Consider the following 24,222-nt stretch of genomic DNA (forward strand, 5'->3'; position numbering starts at 1 on the left):
TTAGCAATTATAGCGTTGAAGGAGGAGTTGGATTAGATGGTGCAGCAACTCTTAATGTACTATCTGGTATGTCATATCCGAATGACTCTAATGCTGCTTTAATAATATTAAAGTAGTTCTGAGCTGTATCTCCATCTTGAATATCATACTGGAATTGTACTTGACCATCTGCTACTTCTGTAATTAAATTATTACTTACTGAAGCATAATCCGATTGATTACCTGTTTCTACCGCTTGCATTAATGTTTTAAATGTTCCGTTACCATCTACTTGGAATACAATTCCTCTATAATAGTTTGGATTTCCTGTTCCAAAATTATTAGACAGTCTACTCTTAAATGCTGCTATATCTGTATTAAATTGAGTTCTTCTTGGTGTAATAGCACTTGAATGATAAACAGGACTAGCTTCATCTTGGAATACTAATACAATCACATTACCTTCAGGAGCTGCTTCCCCTTCTAAATTCAAGACGTTGAATGTTCTCTCATTTCCATAATTACGTATTCTAACCTTATCTTCATAAGCCGCTACATCATTATCATATAATGGCAATAATGTATTCTTAAGCACTCCGTCCTTCATTGTTGTTAAAGGTGCGAGAGAGGAATTCATAGATCCTGATGAATCAAAGTAAATACGTATTTGTGTATTTCTATTAATCACAAGTTTAAGAGATAATGGTTCTATACTTACCATTGTACTACATCCATTTGCATTAGTAATTGTAAGCGTCGGGTTATAAATATCTTCTTGTCCTACGACTAAGTTGTATGTATGCTTAACAATACCATTAACTGGTTGAGTTGCTACTAATGGACTACCATCACCAAAGTTCCATTGATATGTATAACTTGCATTATGTCCTGTTACTACAAAATCTACTTCTGCGCTTTCTGCATTATCATCGTACACAATATTATCTGCAACAACAGTTACTTGCGATTGAGGTACTACTGTTAATACTGTTTCTACAGGATCATCATTTACTGTAAATGTAATTTGATCTCCATGATTTGCTGTTGGCACTAAGCTTGGATTAAAGACACTTTGTCCTCCTCTATTTGTAGTAATCCCAGGAATTGCTACTCCATTTGCAAAGGCTTTAATCTCTCCATCTAATGGAATTACTGTCATTAGGATAGGGTCGTCATTCTCACAAAGCTGAGTTACTGGTAATACCAAGAATACTGGGTCTTTTTTATCACAACATAAATATGGTAATGAAAAATCAGCAATGACTTGAGGTCTATCTTCAGATTCATGTACAAGAATAAATGTACCTCCTGGTTCTACCCCTGCAAAGTGTTCTATACCTGAGTGTCTTTCCATGAAGTCACTCAATAATTCACTTTCTATTTCATCTTCTTTCTGATCTTGCGTCACTACAGTTACACCTCCGTCTTGAGTTAATGGTGGTTTTGTTAGTGCCTCAACTTCATTTAATAAATTTAGTTGATAATCCAGATTCGCAATCGTTTGTAATGTCTCTTGTTGATCTGCCTCTGCATTACTTACAAACGCTTCAGAAACTTCCAGTAATTGCTGTCTTAAATCTGCAATTGAGATTTCAGTTGCTTCAGATTCTAATGATAATTCTGGGAGCTCTTCTGCTCTTCGTAAAACATCTTGATCACTTACTAAATCTGCACTCACTATTTGTGCATCATTTACATCTGCAGTAGGCTCTAATGAAACTATTTGAGTATCTAATGCTCTTGTCGGAGAAGTAATAGGAAACCCTCTTACTGGACCGCTAATTACATCTACTGCTTTTCTACGAAGCATTAGTGTTTTAATATCAAATGACAATCCATAATCTGTTTTAATCTTATTGATATTTTCGTAGGCAATCTTATATGATTGGCCTAAATGACCTTCTATTCTAAAGAAGTTATTGTCATCTAGTGTATAATTTAATGGATTTTGAATAAAATCTTCACTTGATAAATTCCCTTTATGATAACTTAAGTTATGGTCTTCTTTATCATTTTCTGATTTTTCATAATCCCAAGTTTCTAATAGTTCATCAGTTACATTGTAATAAAAAGGAACTGCTTTTTCTCCTAAGCTTGCATCTTTTTTAGAAGGTGTGATTCTAACAGGACCAATAAATTTTCGAAAGCTTTCAATTTTCTGCACAAAACGTTCTGCCAATAACACAACTCTTGTATAATTCTCATCTTCTTCAGAAAGTATTGGAGATTTATAAAAGTCATGACGATATTCTGTATTTTCTCCTAACTCTAAAGAAGCACTTACCGGTCCTAACATTAAGTGCTTAGGAAAAGAATGAATACTTGGACAGCACTCTGCTTTTAAGTGTAAAAGCAAATCTTTAACCTCATTATATGTTGCTACTAAATCTTTTAGTACATCATAACGATACTGAAAATCTGTATCAGACGTATTTAAAAGATTCGTTAGTAGTGTATTCAATGTTTGACCACCTAAGTTAATTTCTACATTAAAAGTCTGGCTAATAGATTCAAAACCTGCGCTTAACTTACTTACAACATTATCTCTCTCTATAGCATTTGTAAACTTTGCTCTTACTTCATTATTTGTTGTTACATCTGCTGTTAAAAAAGCTCTACTCACTTCTATATTTGGTAGTGCATCATAAAGTTCTTCAAACTCATTATGTTTATTATAAATGGTATCCTGAGTATTCCCATCTATGATATTCTGAGCATCTGCAGAATCTACAAGTAACACTCTTAATTCTGAGACTTGCTCTTCTCCTTGATTATCACAATCTGCATCTTGACATGGAGATTCTTCATTTACATAACTTTCTAAATACAGAAGAACTACTTTTCCGTTCAGTAGGTTTTCATCTACAACTGCAAATCCTGTTTCTCCCTCTAAAATATCATCTTGACTTCTTAGCTCAATAATACTTGTTACTTCTGAAAAATGCGGATACTTGAGTATATCTGTATACGCTTTATAATGCGTAAATACTTTTCCATCAAAATCTATTGATACATCTTTTACGCCATCAATATTATTTCTCAAAGTAATGATATCACCATCTGTAGTAACTCCAGCTCCCTGACTGATACCTAAACCATTTAAACTAGGATCAGGTAACCCAAATGCAGTTGCTGTTTTAAAACCACAAACAATACCTGTACCACTAAGTCGGGTTCTTGAGAGGCGATCTTGGTCTTCAAAATAATCTATAAATTCGTTCAACTGGTCTTCTGTAAGCGCCTGGTTCTCGTTGAACTTTCTATACTGTGCTGTTATATTATCTAATTTAGTATTCATCTTTTATTTTTTTTAAACGCTTTTAAATGTTTGATTGTCCTAAGATTATTTTTCCATTCAAGTCATCACTATCGTCTTGATCACAATCTAGAAGTCTTCCTGGAGGGTATATATTATTTAAGTTATTCATTGCTGTTATGAGATCTCTTGTACTTTCAGCTAAACTCACAAGATCTTCTCCGGACTTATCTATTAAGTATTTCTTGTATACTTTCTCAAAATCATAGAGATCATTTGCAGCTTCAGTACCATCCTGTCTATCTCCTACCCAACAAATTTTAGCTAACACATGAGCTGGCAATTCTTGTCTAATTACTGTCTCTGCATATTTTCTAAAGTCAGGATTGGAAAAACGAAATGTATAGCCTGGCAATACAATACTTACTCTATATGAATACGGATCAAATACGTCTTTTTCACAATCTTCTTCACAGGAAGTCATAAACTCTTCACTTCCTTCTTCTGCTTGTGTTTTAATATCTGAAGCAACAATAAAGCTACTATCTACATCCATACATCCAATTCCTAAAAGCTCATAATCAAGAGCCGTTCTTGGTTTTAGCAATAAATGCTCTACTAGGAATATTCCTTCTTCTGAAAACTCAAACTTGAAGTAATTAATGAGTGTTCGGATAACATCTTTTAACTCACTTTGGGTATCGTAATAGTTATTGTGATTAGCTATGATCTCTTCAGCATCATCTGCCGTTGCTCTTTTAACTACTTTAAAATAGTATTTGCCGCCACCAGATACACATATTTTTAAGTTCCCGACATAATCCCCTTCTGCTAGAGGCCCTTCAAAGATTGTTTCTAAATCTTCCATATCTATTTGAATAGATAGAAAGACAGCCTCATACATTTCTTGTAAAGCAGCATATTCTAGCACCTTTGTATTTACAGATGAAAGCGCAATATTTCCATTTGCATTTTTAACCTTCCAAGTATACGTAGTATTACCATCTGTATCTGTAGTGCTATTAATAACTACTGGCGAATCTGATAAATGTCTACGATCATAATTTTGTATTCCTAATAATCGTGCTATTCTTTTTTGCGCTCCAGATATATTTGATGTGTCCCATAATTCTGAATCTGGCTGCATATAATAATTATACCCTAAACCTCTCTCTGCACTTATATCTTTATAATCTTGTAGAAATACTTCTTTATTATTTAGAATAATTTCATCTGAAGCTCTTCCATATAAGGCTTTCATTAAAAAAGTATACTCATTAAATTGCTCTGAGAATCTTGAAATTAGGTGATCTAAGATTTGATTTCTTCTTTCTACACTATTATCTAATGCTTTATACAGCGTATCTGTAAGTTGAGTATCATCAGAAGTTTCATAATCGTTTACTAATTCATCAAAACCTTTAACACCTTTTATAGCTTGTGTAAAATACGTACGCTTTAATGATCCATTAACGCTTAGTAATTCTTTTACTTTTCCTAAATGCTGAAAGTAACTCGCAAGCATTTTATCAAAGAATAACAAATACCCCTTGAGTTGTTTTGCTAATGCTTCTCTTTCGGGTGTCGATTTTGATATAATACCAGCTTCTCCTACTCCATATGTATCTGGAAGATCATTTAATATCGTTGTATGATTTTCAATATCAAAAGCTGTTCCTAGAGGAATTTCCAATTCCTTATTAAGTCTTGCATTTTCTCTAGCTAATGCCTCCTCTTCTCGAATTTGTTCTTGAAAAGCTTTTACTTGCGCATCATTAATATTTAAAGGCAATGTCCCTTTGCTATAACTAAAAGAACTTAAATCACATAATACAGGTTTCTTTCCATAATCAACACATATTACCCAATCATCTACATTAATCTTTCCATCACAGTTATTAATAGAAATTTCATTAATGACCTTTACACCATCTACAGACATGATTTCTTTAATAAGATCAGAAACGCGTATTTCTCTACGCAACTCACTATTCTGTAACTCTTCTGTCTTTATGAATCCATTATCTAATAAAGGCCCTTCAAATATTGTATCTGTAGTATACCCTTCTTCTAATAATTGACTTAGGGAATAAAAGTTAATATCTGGTGCTAGGTAATTATTAATTACTTTTAAGACATTTGCATGTACCCACTCTTCATCTGCATTGTTTTCTACTTCAATTCTTGTACAAACAGCAATATTTTGAGTAGGCACTTCTTTTATTTCGATAAGATCTTCACATAGATTTCTATTATCATGAAAACGGTTTAATGTCTCAGATAACACTGTAGATCTACCGCAATCATCGATCTCGTCATTATAATCAATTAAGACATCGTAAAGTCCTTTTACATTAAAGCTTTGCGGATTACTTGTTTGTAAATCTGTACTATCAAAAGCAATATCTCCTGTCTTACAGTCTACAAATAATGTTTGTTCTCTAGGCATAATCCAGCAATTTTTTACTAGCTTTTCTCCCATGGAACTATCACCAATATCCAAGATTAACTTTCTATAATCGATTTGCGTCAAAGGTTTTGCAGGTAAAATTTCTGAAGCTTTGATAAATTGATTTTGTATTCCTTTGTCGGCTTCATTTGAGGCTAAGATATCTGCGGTATCTAGATCCATTCTCATACCTAGGTCAGTGATCGCATAACTCAACACTTCCAATATGGTAATACCCGAATCATGAGAATTAAAATCAGTCCAAAGCCCACTCCCCAATTGTTCTATATAATTAATACCCGTTCTTCTCAAAAACTGAAAATCCAAATCATCTTGAGTCTCAACTTTTTTAGGTATACTGATATGCTGATTTTCTAACATTTATTTATGTTTTTTCTAAGTACAAAACCAAGATGACATGTACTTGTAATTAATATTTTTTTGCTTTCGCGAAAGCGTAAACACCTACTATAAATCATTCTTTCCAGATCAATAAATGGTTGATGTTATGCTTCTTTTATATGATTATTTAGAGGCACATACTCTTTGAGTGATAGCTACTTGATGTTGTTTTGCTGATACTAGAATAGATCTAGGATCTGCTGTTATCGAAGCACTACTTTGCAATTGCCCATCTACATATACCGCTATGCTATCTATGTAATCTACATATGGTAAATGCTCTACATAATTTAACATAAGGTTTGTGTTTAAAGACACATCAAAAACAATAGAACGATCTGCTTCAAAAGCCCAAGGAGAAATGTATTTCTTGATATCTTGATCTAGTTGCTTTTTATAGAATTCTTCATCAAATTGTTCAAAGAATTTTACCGTTATAGACACTTCTACCTCCTGGTAATTAGGGTTCATAACAGTTGCATTTACATGCGCAGTATTTAAACTATTGATATACTCTTTTATAGCGCTTAAACTATTTCTACTCACTCTAGGTTGATAGATGTCAAAAGCATTTTTATTTCTTGTATCTGGCACAACAACTAAACTTACATAACCAGGTACCATAAAAGAATCTTCAGAAGTGTGGTTTAAACATTTTACTTTAAATACTTCTGGGAAGTTTTCTAAAATAAGTTGTTCATAATCCCATGAAGTAATGGCTCTGTTTTTATGTCTTAAACGCTCACTAATTCTTCTATAATACTGTGCATCTGACTCCTCATAAACCCCTCCAAAAGAGTTGTAATTTTGACTTACAGATTTGATTTTAGGAATTCTAGTAATGAGCTTACTAATGGTTTCTGCTGCCAGCCCAGTTTCTAGGTGGGACACCTCATTTTCATTATTTTCAAATGTGGCCAAAATTGCCTGTGCAAAAACACCTTGTACTCTACATACAGCATCATAACTTCTTTTCATACTGGCTTTTACCCAGATAAGATCTTTAGAAAGACGTGTGTTATTTACATCTAAATCTCTAGGAATATCAAATTTTACAATTCCTGATCTTAGGAAATTATTAGTATCATCTTCTAGAATATATTCTGACAAATTCCTCCAAGTATTTCCTGAAAGGATTTCCCATGTTATTTTTTCTCGATCTTCAAAGGTTTCTACTAATGGATTTTCACTTCCTTCTAATGTTTGAATAAGTAATGATATTCTCTGATTAGGCATTGCTTCTAATCCTACATAAAACTCTCCACCAGGACCATATACAGGCACTAACTGTTTAGAATTAAAGGTCTTTGCGTATTGCCCAAAAACATCTTCACAATATATAGTAACCTCTTTGTTTTCTGAAGGTCCTGCACTTATGCTTCTAGATAAATAAGAATATGCTACATCTGACGCTGTATAACTTAACTCTATATCCTGAGCTTCTGGAATATATGGCTCATTAGGAATGAGTGTGTCAGAATTTCCTTCTTCCCCTGTATTAGCATCTAACAATGCTAATGTGTACAACTGTGGATATATATCTTGTAAAGCTGTTTGATTTAGAGATAATCGTATTGCTTCTGCAGTCCCAATATCACTTGTTGTGTTGGTAATAGTAAAAGCAGTATTATATCCATCTGTTGTTTGATTAAACAACACTACATTGGCATTTTTCAAGTTCCATTCTTTTCTATCTAACAGAAAAGCATTTGCTCTAAAATAAGAGTCTGAATTTACCACCGATCCTGATGGTTGTGCCGTAGCTAATGAAAATGCTTGTAATGATGATGTTTCTACATCTGACTCTAATCTCGCCGTTGGTGCAATGGTATTAAAAGTTTGCTGTGAAAGATTATCCCCAGAATTAAAAACATAGGCCTTATAATGATCTGTTATAGAATTTGGGGTATTTTTCCAATTTATTTTCACATTCACATTTTTCCAGTTTTTAGAAAATATTTCTGGATGTCTAATGTAAAAGTTGGACCCTCTAGTAGGCTGTCCTGTAAATGGGAAATAAGGTTTTTCTGCATTTAGAGCTCCATTATCATTCTCAATCATTGCTGTTGAAATACCTTCTACATCTACAGTAACTGTTATATTTCTAACTGCTTTTGCTGATAATGCTTGATAAAATTCATAGCGCTTATTTCCTTTGATTAAAAATCGAGCTACTGGAAATTCTGTATCAAAACTTTCTAATAACACTTCTGGATTATAACCCACTACCGCAGGAAAATCTTTTGCCAATTCAAATGATAGTGTTAAAGATTTGGTTGCATTTGTAACACTTTTTAATGTGATACCAGACAACCATTCTTCCTCTCCACTACATTGAATCTCAATCGTATTTCTAAAGTCATTTGTAGTAAAGTCTAATACACCTCTTGAAGAGGTTTCATAATCAATCTTTACAGTGACTGTTCTTTTTCCCTCCTTTAAGTTTAACAATGATGACGCAATAGAAAATCCTAGATTAGCATCTGGTAATTCTTCATAATTAGTTTCATCAGAATTATATCCAAAAGGCCACCAAAAATTACTTTCTTCTGGCAGTTCTTTTTCTAAGCCATCTAATGAATCTGCTTTTCTAGCAAGTTTGAGTTCTTGTTTGTTTTCATCATTCAAAAAACTTTTCAACTCGACAACTTTTGCTTGATTTGCTATGAGTTCTTCATTTGTTTTATATACTCGTCTTTTTCCAAGAGCATCTTTATCTCCGTCTAGAGCTGTTCCTTCTGGGATTCTTTCCTGCATTGCTTTTTTAGCAAGTTCAAAAATGATATATGCTTTATCTTCAACGGCTTCTTTCTTTTCAATTTTCAACACTTCTCCATAATAGAAATCAAGATGTCTCTTTGTTAGGTTATTAAACTTTTCTTGAGAAAACTCGAGTAGTCTAATAAAGCATACAAAAAGACTTAAGTGTGGTGTAAGTGCTCTTTCATTTTCAAAATCAGAGAGTGTCTTTAAAACATTTTTTTCTAGTTTTTTGTACGCAATAGTCTCTCTTCTAGGAATACTTTCCTGATCAATTTCAAAATAATTAAAGAAGTCCTGCCAATTTCCTTCAGGAATTGTATTATTATCTTTATCAAAGTAATTTACATGCTTTGCAAAATTGTATGCAAAAAGCAACCAATCTGCCATGTTTAAATCATGAAGTTTGAAACTCTTAGGATCTAATGTCTCTAAAAAGCGTTGCGATTGTGACTTACCGTCGCTATAGTGTGAAAATGTATCTATTTGTTTCTTCATGTTTTTAGATTTCTGTTGCTTCTCCTTTATAGAAAGGGAAGACGATATTACTTCTTGTATTTGTGTTTCTAACTTCATAGTCTACAACTATCAAGATTTCTCCTTCTAGTTCATTAGCGCTATCAATATCAATACTCAAAATATTCACTCTTGGTTCATGGTACAGAATAGCTCTTTCTACTATTCCACGTATCTGTGTTGCAAGTGTGAGTGTAAGTGGTTTAAACAATAGCTCTTGTAAATCACACCCGTATTCAGAAAGCATTACACGTTCTCCTAATCGGGTAGAAAGTAAAATGATCAAACTATTATTGATATCTTCTACATCAGTTGTCATGACTACTTCCTTTTGAGCCTTATTGAATTCAGGAGGAAAACTCCACCCTCTTCCTAAAAAATCTCTATCTATTTTCATAATTATCCTCCTATTAAAACCGTTGCTTCTCCTGCTACTATCATACCTCCATGAACTGTAGTGTCGCCCAATCTTGCGGCTGGTTTCCCTCCTATCAAGACTGTACCAGATCCTGTTGCTATTGTATCTGGAGGCCCTGTACACAGAGCTTTATCTCCTACTCTAGCAGCTGGCATTTTACCTATCAAAACTGTAGGTTCTCCTGCTGGTAGTATAGGACCTCCTACGTGAGGAGTAGTTCCCGTTACTAATGGGCAGGTATGCATATCTGTAATTCTGGCTGCTGGTTTCATTTATTATTTTATTAATTAATTTGTACTTGAGAGCCTTTAACAACTGTAACTGCTCCTGATGATATTTCTGCTCCAGCACTGCCTTCAACTTTTAATTGGGCATTTGCTTTTCCATTAATATTCATACCTTCTATATTAACATCTCCAGTAGCTTTAATGTTTATATCTCCTGCGCTTTCCATGGTAATACCATCGCTATTAAAAGTGAGAATATTTGAATGCTCATCTTCAATTTGGACAATATCTGCATCTTCATCTAGTGTCACTTTTTTACCAGCTGGAGTTTCTAAGACATAGGAAATTTTATCATCATTAAAAATCATTTTCATCTCACTACGAGTTACAAATCCCTTTTCATGATTATCATCAGAAGCTGTTAGTGGAGCAGGTTTTGTACTACTATTGAGCATTCCTAAGACAACTGCATCATTAGGGTCATCATTGATAAAACCTATAATAACCTCGTCCTCTATCTCAGGTCTAAAAAAAGATCCTCTATTTTCACCTGCATCAAGTGTAGCTATACGAGCCCAAATACCCTGTTGTTCATTATTAATGATTGGAATTTGAACTAAGATTCTATCTTCTCCATCTGGATCTGATTCTAATTGTGTCACCACACCAATGTGTAATCCACTTATGGCTGGTATAATTCCTGAACCAGGCATATCTGTTACGTCATATGTTTCTGAAAACCATGTTGGACATAACCCAAATTGTGCATCTACTAGCCAATTTCCGTCTACAATCTCATGACGCACTCCCGTTACATAAATAGTACCGTTATAGCGATTACCAACACCTTCTAATTGTAAAAGTGTACCTGGCTTTACAGTTGAAATACCTTGAAATTTTACACGACCTCTTGTCTTTGCTAATTGTTGATACAATGCCTTTGCATCACTCCAATCTTGTAATTCTTCTTGAGTAAGATTTCCTCCGTGTCTTAATTCAAAGTTTTCTAATTGCAACACATTTGCTAAATCACTTGCAGTTAAATCTCCATTAAGATTTACACCTGGATCTTGTGCTTCTGTCTCTAATAGTTCCTGATCTGTATAACTCCAAGAATATGATGTGATTCGATCAAATTGATCTCTTGCATCTATCTCGCCATCAAACTCATGAATTGACGATCCGTATACTACTGTTTCTATTGTATCACCGTTTAATTCTGGCGCTGCTACTTTTATAATTCCATCATCAACAAAACACAATTTCCCATTTACTTGTGCTCTTGTAAGCATAAAATCCCAATCTGAAGTACGGTATTGTATTAATTCTTGATGTTCGTTAGTAGTAGCTTCAACATCGGCTGTTAAACTCTGATTTCCTATGAGTTCTTCTATAATAGCACTGTCTGTACTATCGTAGAAATAGTTACTTTTTCTACCTACCGTCATCTTGACAGCTTCATCTTTACACTCTACAACTAGATAAGACATCCCTTTTCTTACTTTGATGTTATGTTTAATAACAATCCCTTTAAAAATGGTTTCTTCATCAAGCTGATATCCTGCTGTAATTTCAATTTCTTTACCAGGTGTAAGTAACTCTTCATTACTCAATTCAAACTCCCTATCTGAAGCACTTCCATCTAGTATAACAATTTGAGCATGAGGAACTCTATTGATTTCCTTCTCTACTACAATGCTTTTTACACCATACTTTCCAGGCAATTCATTTCCTCCTGATAGTACTTTATAAGTAACTAGATCAGCAGTTTTTGATGTTTGTATGTATCCGCTATTATTCATATTTATGATACTTTTTCAATCGGTGGAAAGAAAATTTCCGTTCCAGGTTGTAATTGTCTAAAACTTGTGATGTTATTGATTCTTGCTACTTCTAAATAGTATTTATCATCTCCATAAATACGTTCCGTCATTAGCGGTAGAGTATCTCCCGCTTTGACCATTCTTGTATGTGTGAGATCTGGAGAATTTGTTTTGCATTCGGCTTCCGCTAAAGTAGAACTGATAGATTCACAAAATTTTGCTTTCCCTACAGCTCTTAATGGAAGTCCCTCATTGTCAAACAATTTATATTCTATAGTAAACTCTGAAAGGACACCTCTAAATAAAAACTCTCCCCAACTAATAATAACATGATAAGGTCTGTGAATGCCTCCATTATATTGCCCAGTAGCTTGATAGAAGTCGTCTAATTGTTTCTTAACGGTTTCTCTTGCAAAATCACTACCTCCTGTAATTAAATTCAACAATCTATTTCCACTGTTTTTCTGTACGACTCCTGTTCCATCAAAAAGAAACTCAAGATTAAGATCCGTTGGAGGAGAAGCTATATATCTTTGCTCACTTTTTGGCGTACCAATTGATTGCTGCGAATCAAATTCAGTTTTATAAGTAACCGAGTAATTTTCAGGATTTATGAACGCATTAAATGCATTACTTGACACTTTGTTATTATAACTAGAATCCTTGTAAGTAATGATTTCTAGTTTTGCTAATTCTCCTTGCATTATCTTTCTTTTTTACGGTGTTGTATTTTCATTATTTGCTCTACATTCTCATGTATCAATCGTGTCACTTTTTTCTGATCAACAGTAGTTGCTCCTGCACTTCCTGTAGTATTCTCGTCCACATTAATTTTTATGTGTAACTCTTTAATTTCTATTGGCATATTGTTTTATTTACTTATGTTTTTATTCTTTTTTAAAACAACATCTTCAAAAATCAAACACATAGCACGCCCTCTCAGCATCATGAAATACTCCATGAATCTCTGCATGTATTATTCAAAAAATGTTTTTGATTTACCTCTTATGAATCAGCGCCCTATGTGTTGTTTTTTGATCACTTACAGGCCAAAGCTAGCGCTAGGTATTGTAAAATATCTATATTTTAACTCTACAGTTTCTATTGCCAATTTGTTTTCTTCAGCATTAAATTCTGACACATCCCATTTAACAGGATACGCACCTACTACATTCCACACCATCAAAGGCGCTGTAGATTCTGCTCCTCCATTAAGTGTTATAATTAGGTCTCGAGGTTCAAACTGAAATTTTTCCATAGCATCTCTACTCCATTTAATCAAGCCAGAGTTTGTAATCAACCCTCTTTTCAGAACTAAGTTTGGATACTTAGGACGTGTTGGTAATTGATGTAAGAATCTGTTTTCTCCACCTTCGGCATACTCCTCAACTCCAATCTCAGTACTAAGTCCTGTTACCGATTGAAATTGAGAATCAATTCCTTCTAAAGTAGAGACTCCGTTGACAATAAAAGAGAAACTAGTGGGTGGATATATTGCTGCCATGATTTTAGTTGTTTTCGATGACTAATCCTTCGTGTGCAATCTCAATAGATTCTACAGCTACTTCGTTTCCTTCTGCTTTTAGGTCTGTTGATTGTACTTTGATTGGAAATGCTTTATTTACTTTCCATGTAATTGCTGGAGCGCCATCTTCTGCTAATAATGAGATGGTAAGTGTTCTACGCTCTACCGTATTTAATTGGATTGAATTAATCCAATCAAAGTACTCATTATCGCCCTTAAACGATCCACGTTTTAAGGTAATGTTACTAAACTTGATCATTCCTGGCATCTTGATTTTTGTAAAATCAGGACTTGCACCTTGACGATATTCAATTACTTCTGTTTCTATATCTAGACCTGAAACCTCTTGAAATCCTATTTGAGTTCCTCCCCAATCTACTTGAAAGGAAAACTTTACTAATGGGTATTCATTCATAACTTTCTGTTTTAATTTTTACTGTTTAATTTTTCTAATTTAATTTGTAATAAAGAATATAAATTACGTGTGGTGAGCCTTCTTACGCTTTCGCGAAAGCGTACGCCGTATTTATATTTTTACATCCTTAAATTATTTTTATGATTCCTGTAGTTTGTGAGAAAAACGAAGGATAATAAATTCTGCTGGACGCACTGCTGCCATTCCAATCTCTACAATCATTCTTCCTTCTAATACGTCTTGTGCAGACATCGTTTCTCCTAATCCTACTCTTACGAAATACGCATCTTCTGGTGAAGCTCCTGCAAGTGCACCTGCTCTCCATTGTGTATTTAAAAAGTTCTCAATCATCGCACGTACACGTACCCATGTATTAGAATCATTAGATTCAAAAACAAAACGTTCTGAAGCTTTCTTTACAGACTCTTCAACCATGTTAAAGAAACGACGAACAGATACATAACGCCATTCGTTACTATTACCATCTAGTGTTCTAGCTCCCCAAACTAAGGTTCCTTTTCCTGTGAATGTACGGATCGCATTTACTGATTTTCCAGCTACTGGATCTACGTTAAGGTCTTCTTGATCTTGGCTAGAAATTTTTACTGTAGGAGCTACTACATAGTTTAATCCTACATTTGCTGGTGCTTTCCAAACGCCGCTAGTGCTGTCTACTTTTGCATACACTCCTGCCATAGCTGCCGATGGTGCTAACACTACACGTAAAGATGAAGCGATTTCATTTTTTGCTGCATTATAAGCTCCAGAATTTTCATTCTTTAAATCTGCTAAGTTTTCTGCTGCAATTACTCCTCCACTACTATTTGTACTTGAAGTAACAACTACATCTGCATCATTATATTCATAGTTTAAGATCGTCTGTAAATGTGGATAATATACTGCTCCGTATTTTAAATCACTTGTAACTCCTGTTCTAAAACTATCTACAGATGCCTGATTATCTGCAACGGTATCCATAATCACAAAACGATCTTGTAATAGTGTACACTGATCTAATGCGCTATTATATACTGAATGTGCATCACTTTCTGATAATGATACTGCATCTGGAAAAACTAATAACGTAGGCTCATCTTCTTTAGCTACTTCTGCAAGTCCTGTTTCAAAACCAGTAACTGCAACTCCCATTGCACTATAATCTCCTACCGATACGATATAACAAGGACCGCCTCCATTTGCAAAATACATTTGCATCGCATAGTACATTTTAAAATCACTTACACTTGCTGTAGGAAGAGATGCTGTTGCTACTCCATCTGTAATTGTCAAAGAAATGCCTGTTTGAGCTTCTGCTCCTCCAAATAATGTTTCATACTCCAAAAGAGAAGTAATTCGAGTAGGATCATTTACGGGTCCTTTTTCCGTATATCCCACAAATGCAGGGATCGCTGTTTCAACTTGTGCTACTGAAGGTGGAAATATTGATACCTCTTCTATGAATGCACCTGGTGTTTTATAATTCATAATATAAAATGTTTAATGTTTATTTTTAATGTGTTATTAACTGTTTTCGATCACTAATCCTTCGTGAGCGATTTCGATAGATTCTACGGCTACTTCGTTTCCTTCTGCTTTTAGATCTGTAGATTGTACCTTGATTGGAAATGCTTTATTTACTTTCCAAGTAATTGCTGGTGCTCCTGTATCATCTAATAATGAGATGGTAAGTGTTCTACGTTCTACTGTATTTAATTGGATACTGTTAAACCAATCGAAGTATTCATTATCTCCTTTAAACGACCCTCGTTTTAAGGTGATATTACTAAACTTGGTCATCCCAGGCATCTTGATTTTTGTAAAATCTGGACTTGCCCCTTGGCGATACTCAATAGGCTCTACTTCGATATCTAATCCTGATACTTCTTGGAAACCTATTTGAGTTCCTCCCCAATCTACTTGAAAGGAAAACTTTACTAATGGGTATTCATTCATAACTTTCTGTTTTAATTTTTACTGTTTAATTTTTATGATTCTTGTAATTTATGTGAGAATCGAAGTATGATGAATTCTGCTGGACGTACTGCTGCCATTCCAATTTCCACAATCATTCTTCCCTCTAAAATATCTTGCGCAGACATTGTTTCATCTAATCCAACACTTACAAAGTATGCGTCTTCTGGTGTCGCTCCTGCAAGTGCACCAGCTCTCCATTGTGTATTCAAGAAATTTTCGATCATTCCTTTTACTTTGATCCAAGTATTAGCATCATTAGAATCGAATACAAAACGCTCTGAAGCTTTTTTTACAGACTCTTCCACCATGTTAAAGAATCGACGCACTGAGATATAGCGCCACTCATTACTATTGCCATCTAATGTTCTTGCCCCCCATACTAAGGTGCCTTTTCCTGTAAATGTGCGAATAACATTAATAGATTTTCCTGCATTAACATCTACATTGAGTCCATCTTGCTGTGTATTATTTACTTTTTCTGTAGGTCCAACTACATAGTTTAAGCCTACATTAGCTGGTGCTTTCCACACCCCTCTTGTGCTGTCTACTTTAGCATATACTCCTGCCATTGCTGCCGATGGAGGTAGTACTACCGGATCAGCATTAATTAACGCTTGAATTTCGTTGTAAACAGTAGTTCCTTTTAGATCTTCTAGCTTTTGTCCACTAAGTGCTCCTAAGTTATCACTACTAAATCCTCCTGCATCTATCACATTATTAAAGTATGCCGCTACCAATTCTGCTGAAGTTGTAGCATCTATATATGGAGTTAAATCAAATGGAAAATCATATGTTTCGTTGATTGTTTCAAAAATGGCTAGAAGCGCTGTTCGATTCTCTTCAAGATCATCTCCTGCTGTATCAGCATTAATTTCAGCTATTAAATTATTTAATAGTGTTTCTTCAGCACTATAATTATATCCTGTACCTGTGTGCGTAATTGCAGCAGTTTCATCATATGCATAATTTAAAATGGTCTTTACATGCGGAAAATAGGCTGCTCCATATTTATCTCCAGGTATACTATCTCTTAAATTAGAAATTGTATTATTACTAGGTCCTTCTTCAATAAGCTGAGTTAATTCAGTGCTATTTCCTTTATAAGTATCTATAATCACAAAACGATCTTTTAGCTCATTTGCTTGATCTAATGCGATTTGATACATCCCATAAAAATCTCCTTCATTAAGTGTTTTTGTAGCATCAGGAAAAACCAATAATGTGATCTCATCTTCTCTAGATACTGCTTCTAAACAGGTTTCTATTCTTGATTTTAATGCACTAGAATCAGAAGTATCTTCAAAATCACCTATGGATATGATATAGCAAGGTCCTCCTCCATTTGCAAAGTACATTTGCATTGCATATGGCATTAGAAATTTTGTATCAGGAGTTACTAGTGTAAGTCCATTTACGGCGTCATCTTTTAATTCTAATGTTTCTTTGTTTGCTCCTCCAAACAACGTTTCATACTCCAATAATGAAGTAATTCTCACAAGCGACTCTAACAAATCACCATCTACCTTTCTTGTAGCCTTCTCAGTAAGTCCTATAAATACAGGAATTGCTGTTTCCACCTGTGCTACTGAAGGAGGAAATTTTGATACTTCCTCTATAAATGCACCTGGTGTTTTTAATTGTGTTAACATATTTATCTATTTTAAAAAAGTTCTTGTTTAAATATATATTTGTGTTTCTATGGGCTGATTTGAATCTTCTGGATAGTTAAAAGCATCAAAAGGAGTTGCCATTCTGTGAGGGATATCAGCATTTGCTGCATCTTTAGGAATGATATTTCCTTTTTGAGTAAATGGTAATGTTTGCCCCGTTTGTGAAGCTACTGTCCCATCTTGTTCCAGATATACCCATATTGTTTTTCTATTTTTGAGAACTATCTTGAACTCTGTTGTATCACCTACAGCTCCTGCCACTAATAATTCATCAAGTTTTATCGATACAATCCCTAATAAAGAGCGTTGTTCTTTCCCTGTCAATGTTCCTAGAAGCTCTTGGTATTTACTCATAGGATCCATACTAGATACTACTTTATACTCGTCAAGATTTGATGCTGTATCACTTAAAGCATTGATTTCATTATCAGGTTCTGTAGGATCATTTGTAAAAAAGTAAACCCCCTTTGGACTCGCCTTTATATCTGTATACTTTTCAAAAAAAGCATCTTTGCTATATACTAAAAGAGTTACTGTTACATTTGTACTATCAATTACTGGTTTTGAATCTTGATCTACCGAGATAAAGCATGTTCCCCCATCTGTAGTTGTTTTAAAAACAACTTTATGGTTTGCAAGAACTCTTTTGGTGTCTTGACTAGGTGTTATGTGTAGAAATTCAGATACATTATAGCTAGATAAATTAGCTGGTTTCTGTGTATCGTCAAAGATTTTAGTATCTCCTACATCTAGGAAATAATTATGTAATATATTCAAATTGAATATAGGCAGGTATGTTATTGTACTACTCATTTTCTGTAAGATTAAGCGTGGTTTCTTGTATTGTAGTGATTGCCGGTCCTACACCTTTAATTTTCTGTCTTTGCACTTTTACAATACTCACTTTATATAAAGCAGAAGGCATTGTTCTTCCTCCTAATACGGTCCAAGCATAGCTCAATTCTTCGATACGAAGTGATTTGAGATCAACCATAAATTTGAATTCCTCAATTTGAGAATCTTCATCATCAAGTGTAAAAATGGAAGGATCTGTATTGTTGTTTGTAAAAATGGATTTGTCTTGAAAAAATTCTACCACTTTAGAAATAGATTGCAATGATTTTTCATACGTACTTCTATTAGCCGCTACCATCATATACACATTGAGATACGCCGCACCACTTTTATAAATTTTGGTTCCGTTTTTAATCTCGTGTCTTGGTGTATTTTTCAGAGTAGACTCTTCTTCTGTACTTAATAAAGTAACGATCACTTTATCATTTAATGACGTATCACTTGCGTCTTCTGCTTTGGCAATATTTTCTAATACCACTAGGTTTTCATCATCCAGATAATTTCCTATTTCCTTTTTGAGTATTCTTAATACATCGTAGATCATGGTCTCCTTTTTATTGATTTATTGTTATATAAAAGCATTTAGTATGTAGCCAGTGCCACTAGCTTCTCTTGTCTTGGTTTCTAGAATGGTAAGACAAATGTGATTGCTAATAAGTGAAGTACTTCTTGTGTTATTTGTTAATCACAGTACAAACATACGTAGAGAGCCCAGTAAAGCCAAACATTTTACAGCGTCTAATCCGTAGTTTCAGTAAGTAGAATACAAAACAACCTCAAATACCTGTAAAACATGAAGTTATATTTTGTAATATTCTTGTTTAGATATCACATTTTACAAGTTTTATACGTTCCGATAATGTATTGAAACGTTAAAAAACAGTACGATTTGTAAGGTTGGTATTAAAAGAGATTATTAGATGCTTTATAGCGTTTTCACAAAAGCATATATACTATTTCATATCTCTTGAATTCTATGAAAAGACGTTTTATAGGGTTACAGCAAGAATCTGTAGTTTTTGTTTGAGAAAGTATAATAGTGCTCCTATTAGTTTGTAACTGATGGTGATTTGAGTAAGAAATAGTACCTCTTCAATTTACAAAGTTTATATACATAATCTCAACCATCCTATTTACTTTTTCACGCTTTCGCGAAAAGAAAAACCCCACAAGTTACTGTGGGGCATATATCTCTATTTATGTAAATTTATTTCTTTGAAAGTCTTAAACTCTCATACTTCTCAATAAAACCTTCCCATGTCCAATCTGAGAATAATTTAGGCATTTCTTCTTTAAATAATTTTGTTTCTTCTTTTCCATATTCCCAACCATCATAGTGAAGTAATATCCGTTGCCAACCATAAAAAACTCTAGCTTCAACCGCCATTTGAGTATATCCACTAAAATTTAAATCTAACAAATGCAAATCAGGATCACCGGATATATGATAATATAAGTATTTAGAAATTGTATTGTCTTCTTTATTAATAAGAAAACCAACTTGAGATTCATCTGTACATAGGTCAAAATCTCTAAAATCAGCTAGTTCAGGATTTAATGACACTATATACTCATCTGGCTCGTAAGGTGCATTAAACATAAACTCCGTGTCATTAAGTCTCATTCTACCTCCAACTTCCGATTCACTATCCCTCCTCCATTCTATATCATAACCATTGCAAGCATTTTCATAAAAATCTTCAATCCCGAAATGTACTTTATCCAAAGCAGTTAATTGAGGTAATTTGGATTCTAAATTATTAGGGATTTCAAAATTAAGGCTTTCAATTTTTTCTTCATTCTCAACTTCGATTAAATAATATTCTAAATATTTATTAAACCTATGCTTCATTATGATTTATTTAATTCTTTTAATATCTTAGAGATTCTACTTATAGTAATTGGATCATCAGTAACCTTAGGCAATTTAGTAATTATTTGATTAAAATCTAGTGGGTTATCTACTATATTTGCTGCTCTTTTTACAATTTTCGCCTCTTCAATATCTAAACTTGTATTTTTCTTTATTTCTTCAATTGAATTAATTTTAAAATCAACAATACTCTTCTCTGGTTTTATTTTATAATTATTAATATCTAAATCTACTGGATTTTGCACATTAGTTTGTTCTACAAGAAGTTCTGTACGTTGATACTTTCCATTAACTTTCTTAAGCATGTAGGAACGTAATATCATTTTTTCGGGCACATATTGTTCGGCTTCTCTAAGACTATTAATTTTTTCTTTTTCTTTACCACTCTTAAATCCAGCTCGTTCTAATTGATTATCACTAATTTTAGAAACATTTCGATCATATTTCACAATTAAAGTATAATCAACTACTGCTCCTGACTCTACTGCGGTTTTAATCGCTTTCTCAGCTTTTCTCAAATGGTTTTTATTTCCTTTTTGAGATAATGGAGTCATATTATACCATTCGCCAGGCCCATGAATATTGTGATTTAACATATGCCCTCTAACATAATAACTTCTTTTACCTTCTTTTCTTAAAAGTAGAGAATCCATAATTTTATGAGGAACTGTGGTAGGTTTACTTCCACCCGATCCTTTCTTAGTAAGAATTTTAGCATACATTCTAGTTCCCATAAGCGCTCCTCCTATAGTTTCACTATTGTGTAAAACTTCTGTGGTAGGCAATCCATTCTCATCAATCCCAAAGAGTACAGCAACATATTTAGACAACGCCTTAACCATACTTTTTATATCTCTTTCTTTTTTAGCTTTTTTTGCCTTATCATCTCCGACTCTATCTTTTTTTCTTTCATCGATATTTCCTGCAATACTTTTTGCCTTAGCATGAGCTTTTCTTAATCTTTCATCATCATTATCTATTTTCACCTCATTAATAAAAGCTTTAAATGTTTGTGGGTTACTTGCCACCATCAATACCGTTTCACTTCCTTTTTCGTCAAAATATAATGTATGTGTTTTTTCATCTTCTGTTTGAAAAGGCACTCTAACATCATCCCAATCTTGCTCTCCTTCTTTCCCTTTATCCTTCTTCTTCCCAAATCCAATCTTACGTAAGAACTTCTTCGCTAGTTTCTTGATTTTCTTCCAAAGTTTTACCAGTGCTTTTTCAACACGTTTTTGAATTTTCTTAAAGAGCTTGATCACTTTTCGCGCTAAGCCACCAATGCCTAAAATAGAGGCTAAGAGTCCTATTACTACGGGTACTGCTTTCCCTAAGGCTTTTTCTATAGAGGCTGCAACCGCGCCTACTTTTCCAGAGGCAATGGCTGAGACAGAGTCTATAAAGGCATTCACCAACTCTGCGATTTGTGCGGCACGTTCTATAAAGAATTTTACCACATCTATAATCGCCATTACCGCTTTTACAAAGGCGCCTACTGGAGAGAGCAATCCTAATAACCACTTGATACCTGCTTGTACGACTTGTGTTTGGATCAGGTCCATTACCGCATCTATAACGGTAGCTTTTAGATCTTGGAATTGTTCTTTTATGTATTCCCACAATCCTGCGAGTCCTTCTGTACGTAGGATATTAACGAGTTCGAATCCTGTTTCTAAGGCTTTCATCACCGGTTCTCCAATGACTCTGGTTCCTACTCTACGCACGGCTTGCCAGGTAAAGCCCATGATTTGTGAGGATAGCGAGAAGATTCCTTTCAGAGAGAATACATCTTCTGGCATGGTAATACTCAAACCGCTCATGGCTCCTGTAAGCCAACTTATCAAACCGCTTTGTAAATGCTTGACAATATTAGAAGAGAAGTTGGAAATTCCTTGTCCTACGCCTGCCATCATATTGGATAAGAATCCTATTGGATCTGCAATAATGGCCACGACTACTTCTACTATTTTTGCTAGTAAATTGGTTAAGGTATTTTTTACTTTGATAATAAAATCAAAGACTCCTTTTAAAGCTCCTAAGGCTTTACTCACCAATCCTTCATTGGCAGCTTTTAATTCTTCAATACGTGCATCTATTCCTTCTACATTGGCTGCATATTGCTCTGCTAATGCTTCAATGAGCGTATCTTTCTTATCATTTACGGTTTGCTCTAAACTATCAAACTTATCTTCTATCGCAGAAGCGGCTTCTTTACCAAGTTTACGTAAGCTAGGCGATAATGAATTTACATACGCTTGTACTTCTTTTTTACCGTTTGCAATTTCTTGTTTTGCCAGATTTAACTTAGTAGCTACCATATTTGCAATGGTTTCAATATACCCATCCATGGTAGCGATATATACTTCACGTCCAGTCACAAAGAATTCATTGACTTCTTCTGGGAGTCCTACAAAGAAATCACCCACACGACGAAATTGCTTGAAGCTAAATATAGAATCACCATAACGTTCTTTTTTATAAGCTGTCATTTTGGTTTCTATATGATCTTCAAAGGCTTTCTTAGCAACATTAGATCCTTTGACAAATTCTTTAGCTACATCGGTATCTAATTGATCTAGGATAGCATCTACTTTAGATTTGGTAACTTCATACTTTCCATTAATGGCATCGGCGATACGTTTACGTTTTACCGAGTCTTTAGATGCTGTTTGTTTTTGATTTCCTGCTACTTTATTTAATCCAGAAATACGTGCCGCATTCATGCCACCAATTTGAGCATTGGTTTGCTGTTGTGCATTTTGCTGTACGTTTTGTTGTTCTTGTTCTTCTTCTGTTCTAAACTGTTGTGTGGCTGCATCACTTTGTGCTTTGGCTGCATTCTTTTCTGCCAATGCGCCTGTGAAAGAAGCTTCGTTTGAGTTGGCTAGCATATCATCGGTTACTCCGTGTGCTGCCATCTCATTATCTACGGTACTATTTTGTTCTTGTAAGGGTTGTTCTACCTCAGCAGCAGTACGTTTAGGCGGCATGGCTTTTCCAGCTCCTGCAACCGTTGGTTTTTTACCAAATTTAGGCGTTGGCATTTTTGCAACATTTCGTTTTGGAGCAGCTGCTGTATTTGGTTTTGCAGAAGTGGCGCTTGCAATCGCGCCTGAAGATTCTTGTGAGGCACCACTCACATCTCCCATCGCATTTTTATTTACCTCTGCAATATTATTATTTTCTTCAAAGTTATCTGCCTCCTCTTCATCTTTAGGTAATTGCATTTCTGCAATACGGCTTTGTAATTGTATTTTAAAAGCTGCTGCACTAAACGCTCCAGCTTCTTGCTCATCCATAACATCTACTTGTCTAGCTTGTGCAATACTCTCACGCTCATTACTTGGTGAAGGTGCTGCTGCTTGCGCTTTTGCGCTTGCTTTGCTAGACGACTCATGTTGTTGTTGTCCTTTGGCAGTCTCACTCACTTCCATTTTTAAAGCCTGGAAGTTTTCATTTTCTTCTGGGGTTTTTGCTATGGTAATAGGCACCACTGCTTTTGCGCCAGTTTTTGGAATTGGTTCTCCTTCTATTTTTTCTGTAACTACTGGCGCTTCTGCTACTTTTTTTGTAGCTGGCGCTTCTTTTATTACTGGGTCTTTTGCAACGATTGGTGTTGCTTTTGTTTTAGGGATACTTGCGATATCTATAAATTGCGCATCTAGAATATCTGGTATTCCTACGGTAGGGTCTGCTGCCAATTGCCCTACTTGTTGTGCATTAAAGTCTGAATCTTTAATACCTGTAGTATTCACTTTTTGAGGTGCTCCAAAGAGGACTTCGTCTAATGACGGAGGCACTCCTTTAGTTGCTTTTTGCTGTTTCTTTCCTTGAAGAGCAACAGCTTTTTTGGCTTTTTTGTTTTGTTGAGCAGCGCCTAATTGAGACGCTTTTATTTCGGGTTGCGTACCTGTTCTCATAGTATTGTTATTATGGTCTTTTACAATATGTCATGACATATGTATACTTTCTCACGGTTATTACTAGTCATTTTTGCGTGAGGGATTGCAATGAAAATCCCACAGCCTGACTGTAAGGAAGTGCGAGGAATTGTAGTGTAAAGCCCGACCTTACTTC

17 protein-coding genes are annotated in these 24,222 nt (G+C 34.5%); all 17 read right to left on the reverse strand.

Annotated features, from left to right (window positions below):
- Positions 1-7 precede the first annotated feature (7 nt).
- Positions 8-3,277, reverse strand: coding sequence for a PKD domain-containing protein (locus tag CHB80_RS19265; protein WP_089373149.1), 3,270 nt, complete (start codon positions 3,275-3,277; stop codon positions 8-10).
- Positions 3,278-3,299: 22 nt separating this feature from the next.
- Positions 3,300-6,065 carry a hypothetical protein gene (locus tag CHB80_RS19270; RefSeq protein ID WP_089373150.1) on the reverse strand — a complete coding sequence of 922 codons (2,766 nt, stop codon included), beginning with the start codon at positions 6,063-6,065 and terminating at the stop codon, positions 3,300-3,302.
- 144 nt (positions 6,066-6,209) lie between these two features.
- Positions 6,210-9,344 (reverse strand): baseplate J/gp47 family protein, encoded by a 3,135-nt coding sequence (locus CHB80_RS19275; RefSeq protein WP_179218220.1) that lies wholly within the window; start codon positions 9,342-9,344, stop codon positions 6,210-6,212.
- Between the two features lie 4 nt (positions 9,345-9,348).
- The gene (locus CHB80_RS19280; RefSeq protein ID WP_089373152.1) at positions 9,349-9,759 is read right to left on the reverse strand and encodes a GPW/gp25 family protein; all 411 of its coding nucleotides are present in this window, start codon (positions 9,757-9,759) and stop codon (positions 9,349-9,351) included.
- Between the two features lie 2 nt (positions 9,760-9,761).
- The gene (locus tag CHB80_RS19285; RefSeq protein ID WP_089373153.1) at positions 9,762-10,052 is read right to left on the reverse strand and encodes a PAAR domain-containing protein; all 291 of its coding nucleotides are present in this window, start codon (positions 10,050-10,052) and stop codon (positions 9,762-9,764) included.
- A gap of 11 nt (positions 10,053-10,063) precedes the next feature.
- Complete coding sequence (vgrG, locus tag CHB80_RS19290) at positions 10,064-11,809, reverse strand: type VI secretion system tip protein VgrG (RefSeq protein ID WP_089373154.1); 1,746 nt, start codon at positions 11,807-11,809, stop codon at positions 10,064-10,066.
- 2 nt (positions 11,810-11,811) lie between these two features.
- On the reverse strand, positions 11,812-12,534 hold the full coding sequence (locus tag CHB80_RS19295; RefSeq protein ID WP_089373155.1) for a CIS tube protein: 723 nt from the start codon (positions 12,532-12,534) through the stop codon (positions 11,812-11,814).
- On the reverse strand, positions 12,534-12,695 hold the full coding sequence (locus CHB80_RS24770; protein WP_179218221.1) for a DUF5908 family protein: 162 nt from the start codon (positions 12,693-12,695) through the stop codon (positions 12,534-12,536). Before CHB80_RS24770 ends, CHB80_RS19295 begins: the two co-directional genes overlap by 1 nt.
- A 177-nt stretch (positions 12,696-12,872) precedes the next feature.
- On the reverse strand, positions 12,873-13,334 hold the full coding sequence (locus tag CHB80_RS19300) for a phage tail protein (protein WP_089373156.1): 462 nt from the start codon (positions 13,332-13,334) through the stop codon (positions 12,873-12,875).
- A gap of 4 nt (positions 13,335-13,338) precedes the next feature.
- Positions 13,339-13,770 carry a phage tail protein gene (locus tag CHB80_RS19305; protein ID WP_089373157.1) on the reverse strand — a complete coding sequence of 144 codons (432 nt, stop codon included), beginning with the start codon at positions 13,768-13,770 and terminating at the stop codon, positions 13,339-13,341.
- Between the two features lie 138 nt (positions 13,771-13,908).
- Positions 13,909-15,255, reverse strand: coding sequence for a phage tail sheath family protein (locus CHB80_RS19310; RefSeq protein ID WP_089373158.1), 1,347 nt, complete (start codon positions 15,253-15,255; stop codon positions 13,909-13,911).
- A gap of 36 nt (positions 15,256-15,291) precedes the next feature.
- The gene (locus tag CHB80_RS19315; RefSeq protein WP_089373159.1) at positions 15,292-15,723 is read right to left on the reverse strand and encodes a phage tail protein; all 432 of its coding nucleotides are present in this window, start codon (positions 15,721-15,723) and stop codon (positions 15,292-15,294) included.
- A gap of 32 nt (positions 15,724-15,755) precedes the next feature.
- On the reverse strand, positions 15,756-17,393 hold the full coding sequence (locus CHB80_RS19320) for a phage tail sheath family protein (protein ID WP_089373160.1): 1,638 nt from the start codon (positions 17,391-17,393) through the stop codon (positions 15,756-15,758).
- Between the two features lie 27 nt (positions 17,394-17,420).
- Complete coding sequence (locus tag CHB80_RS19325; protein ID WP_089373161.1) at positions 17,421-18,227, reverse strand: hypothetical protein; 807 nt, start codon at positions 18,225-18,227, stop codon at positions 17,421-17,423.
- Positions 18,220-18,813 carry a DUF4255 domain-containing protein gene (locus CHB80_RS19330; RefSeq protein ID WP_089373162.1) on the reverse strand — a complete coding sequence of 198 codons (594 nt, stop codon included), beginning with the start codon at positions 18,811-18,813 and terminating at the stop codon, positions 18,220-18,222. Before CHB80_RS19330 ends, CHB80_RS19325 begins: the two co-directional genes overlap by 8 nt.
- A 663-nt stretch (positions 18,814-19,476) precedes the next feature.
- Positions 19,477-20,121, reverse strand: coding sequence for a hypothetical protein (locus CHB80_RS19335; RefSeq protein WP_089373163.1), 645 nt, complete (start codon positions 20,119-20,121; stop codon positions 19,477-19,479).
- Positions 20,121-24,065, reverse strand: coding sequence for a phage tail protein (locus tag CHB80_RS19340; RefSeq protein ID WP_089373164.1), 3,945 nt, complete (start codon positions 24,063-24,065; stop codon positions 20,121-20,123). Before CHB80_RS19340 ends, CHB80_RS19335 begins: the two co-directional genes overlap by 1 nt.
- Positions 24,066-24,222: the final 157 nt, after the last annotated feature.

The sequence above is a fragment of the Dokdonia pacifica genome (assembly GCF_900188275.1).
Classification (GTDB): domain Bacteria; phylum Bacteroidota; class Bacteroidia; order Flavobacteriales; family Flavobacteriaceae; genus Dokdonia; species Dokdonia pacifica.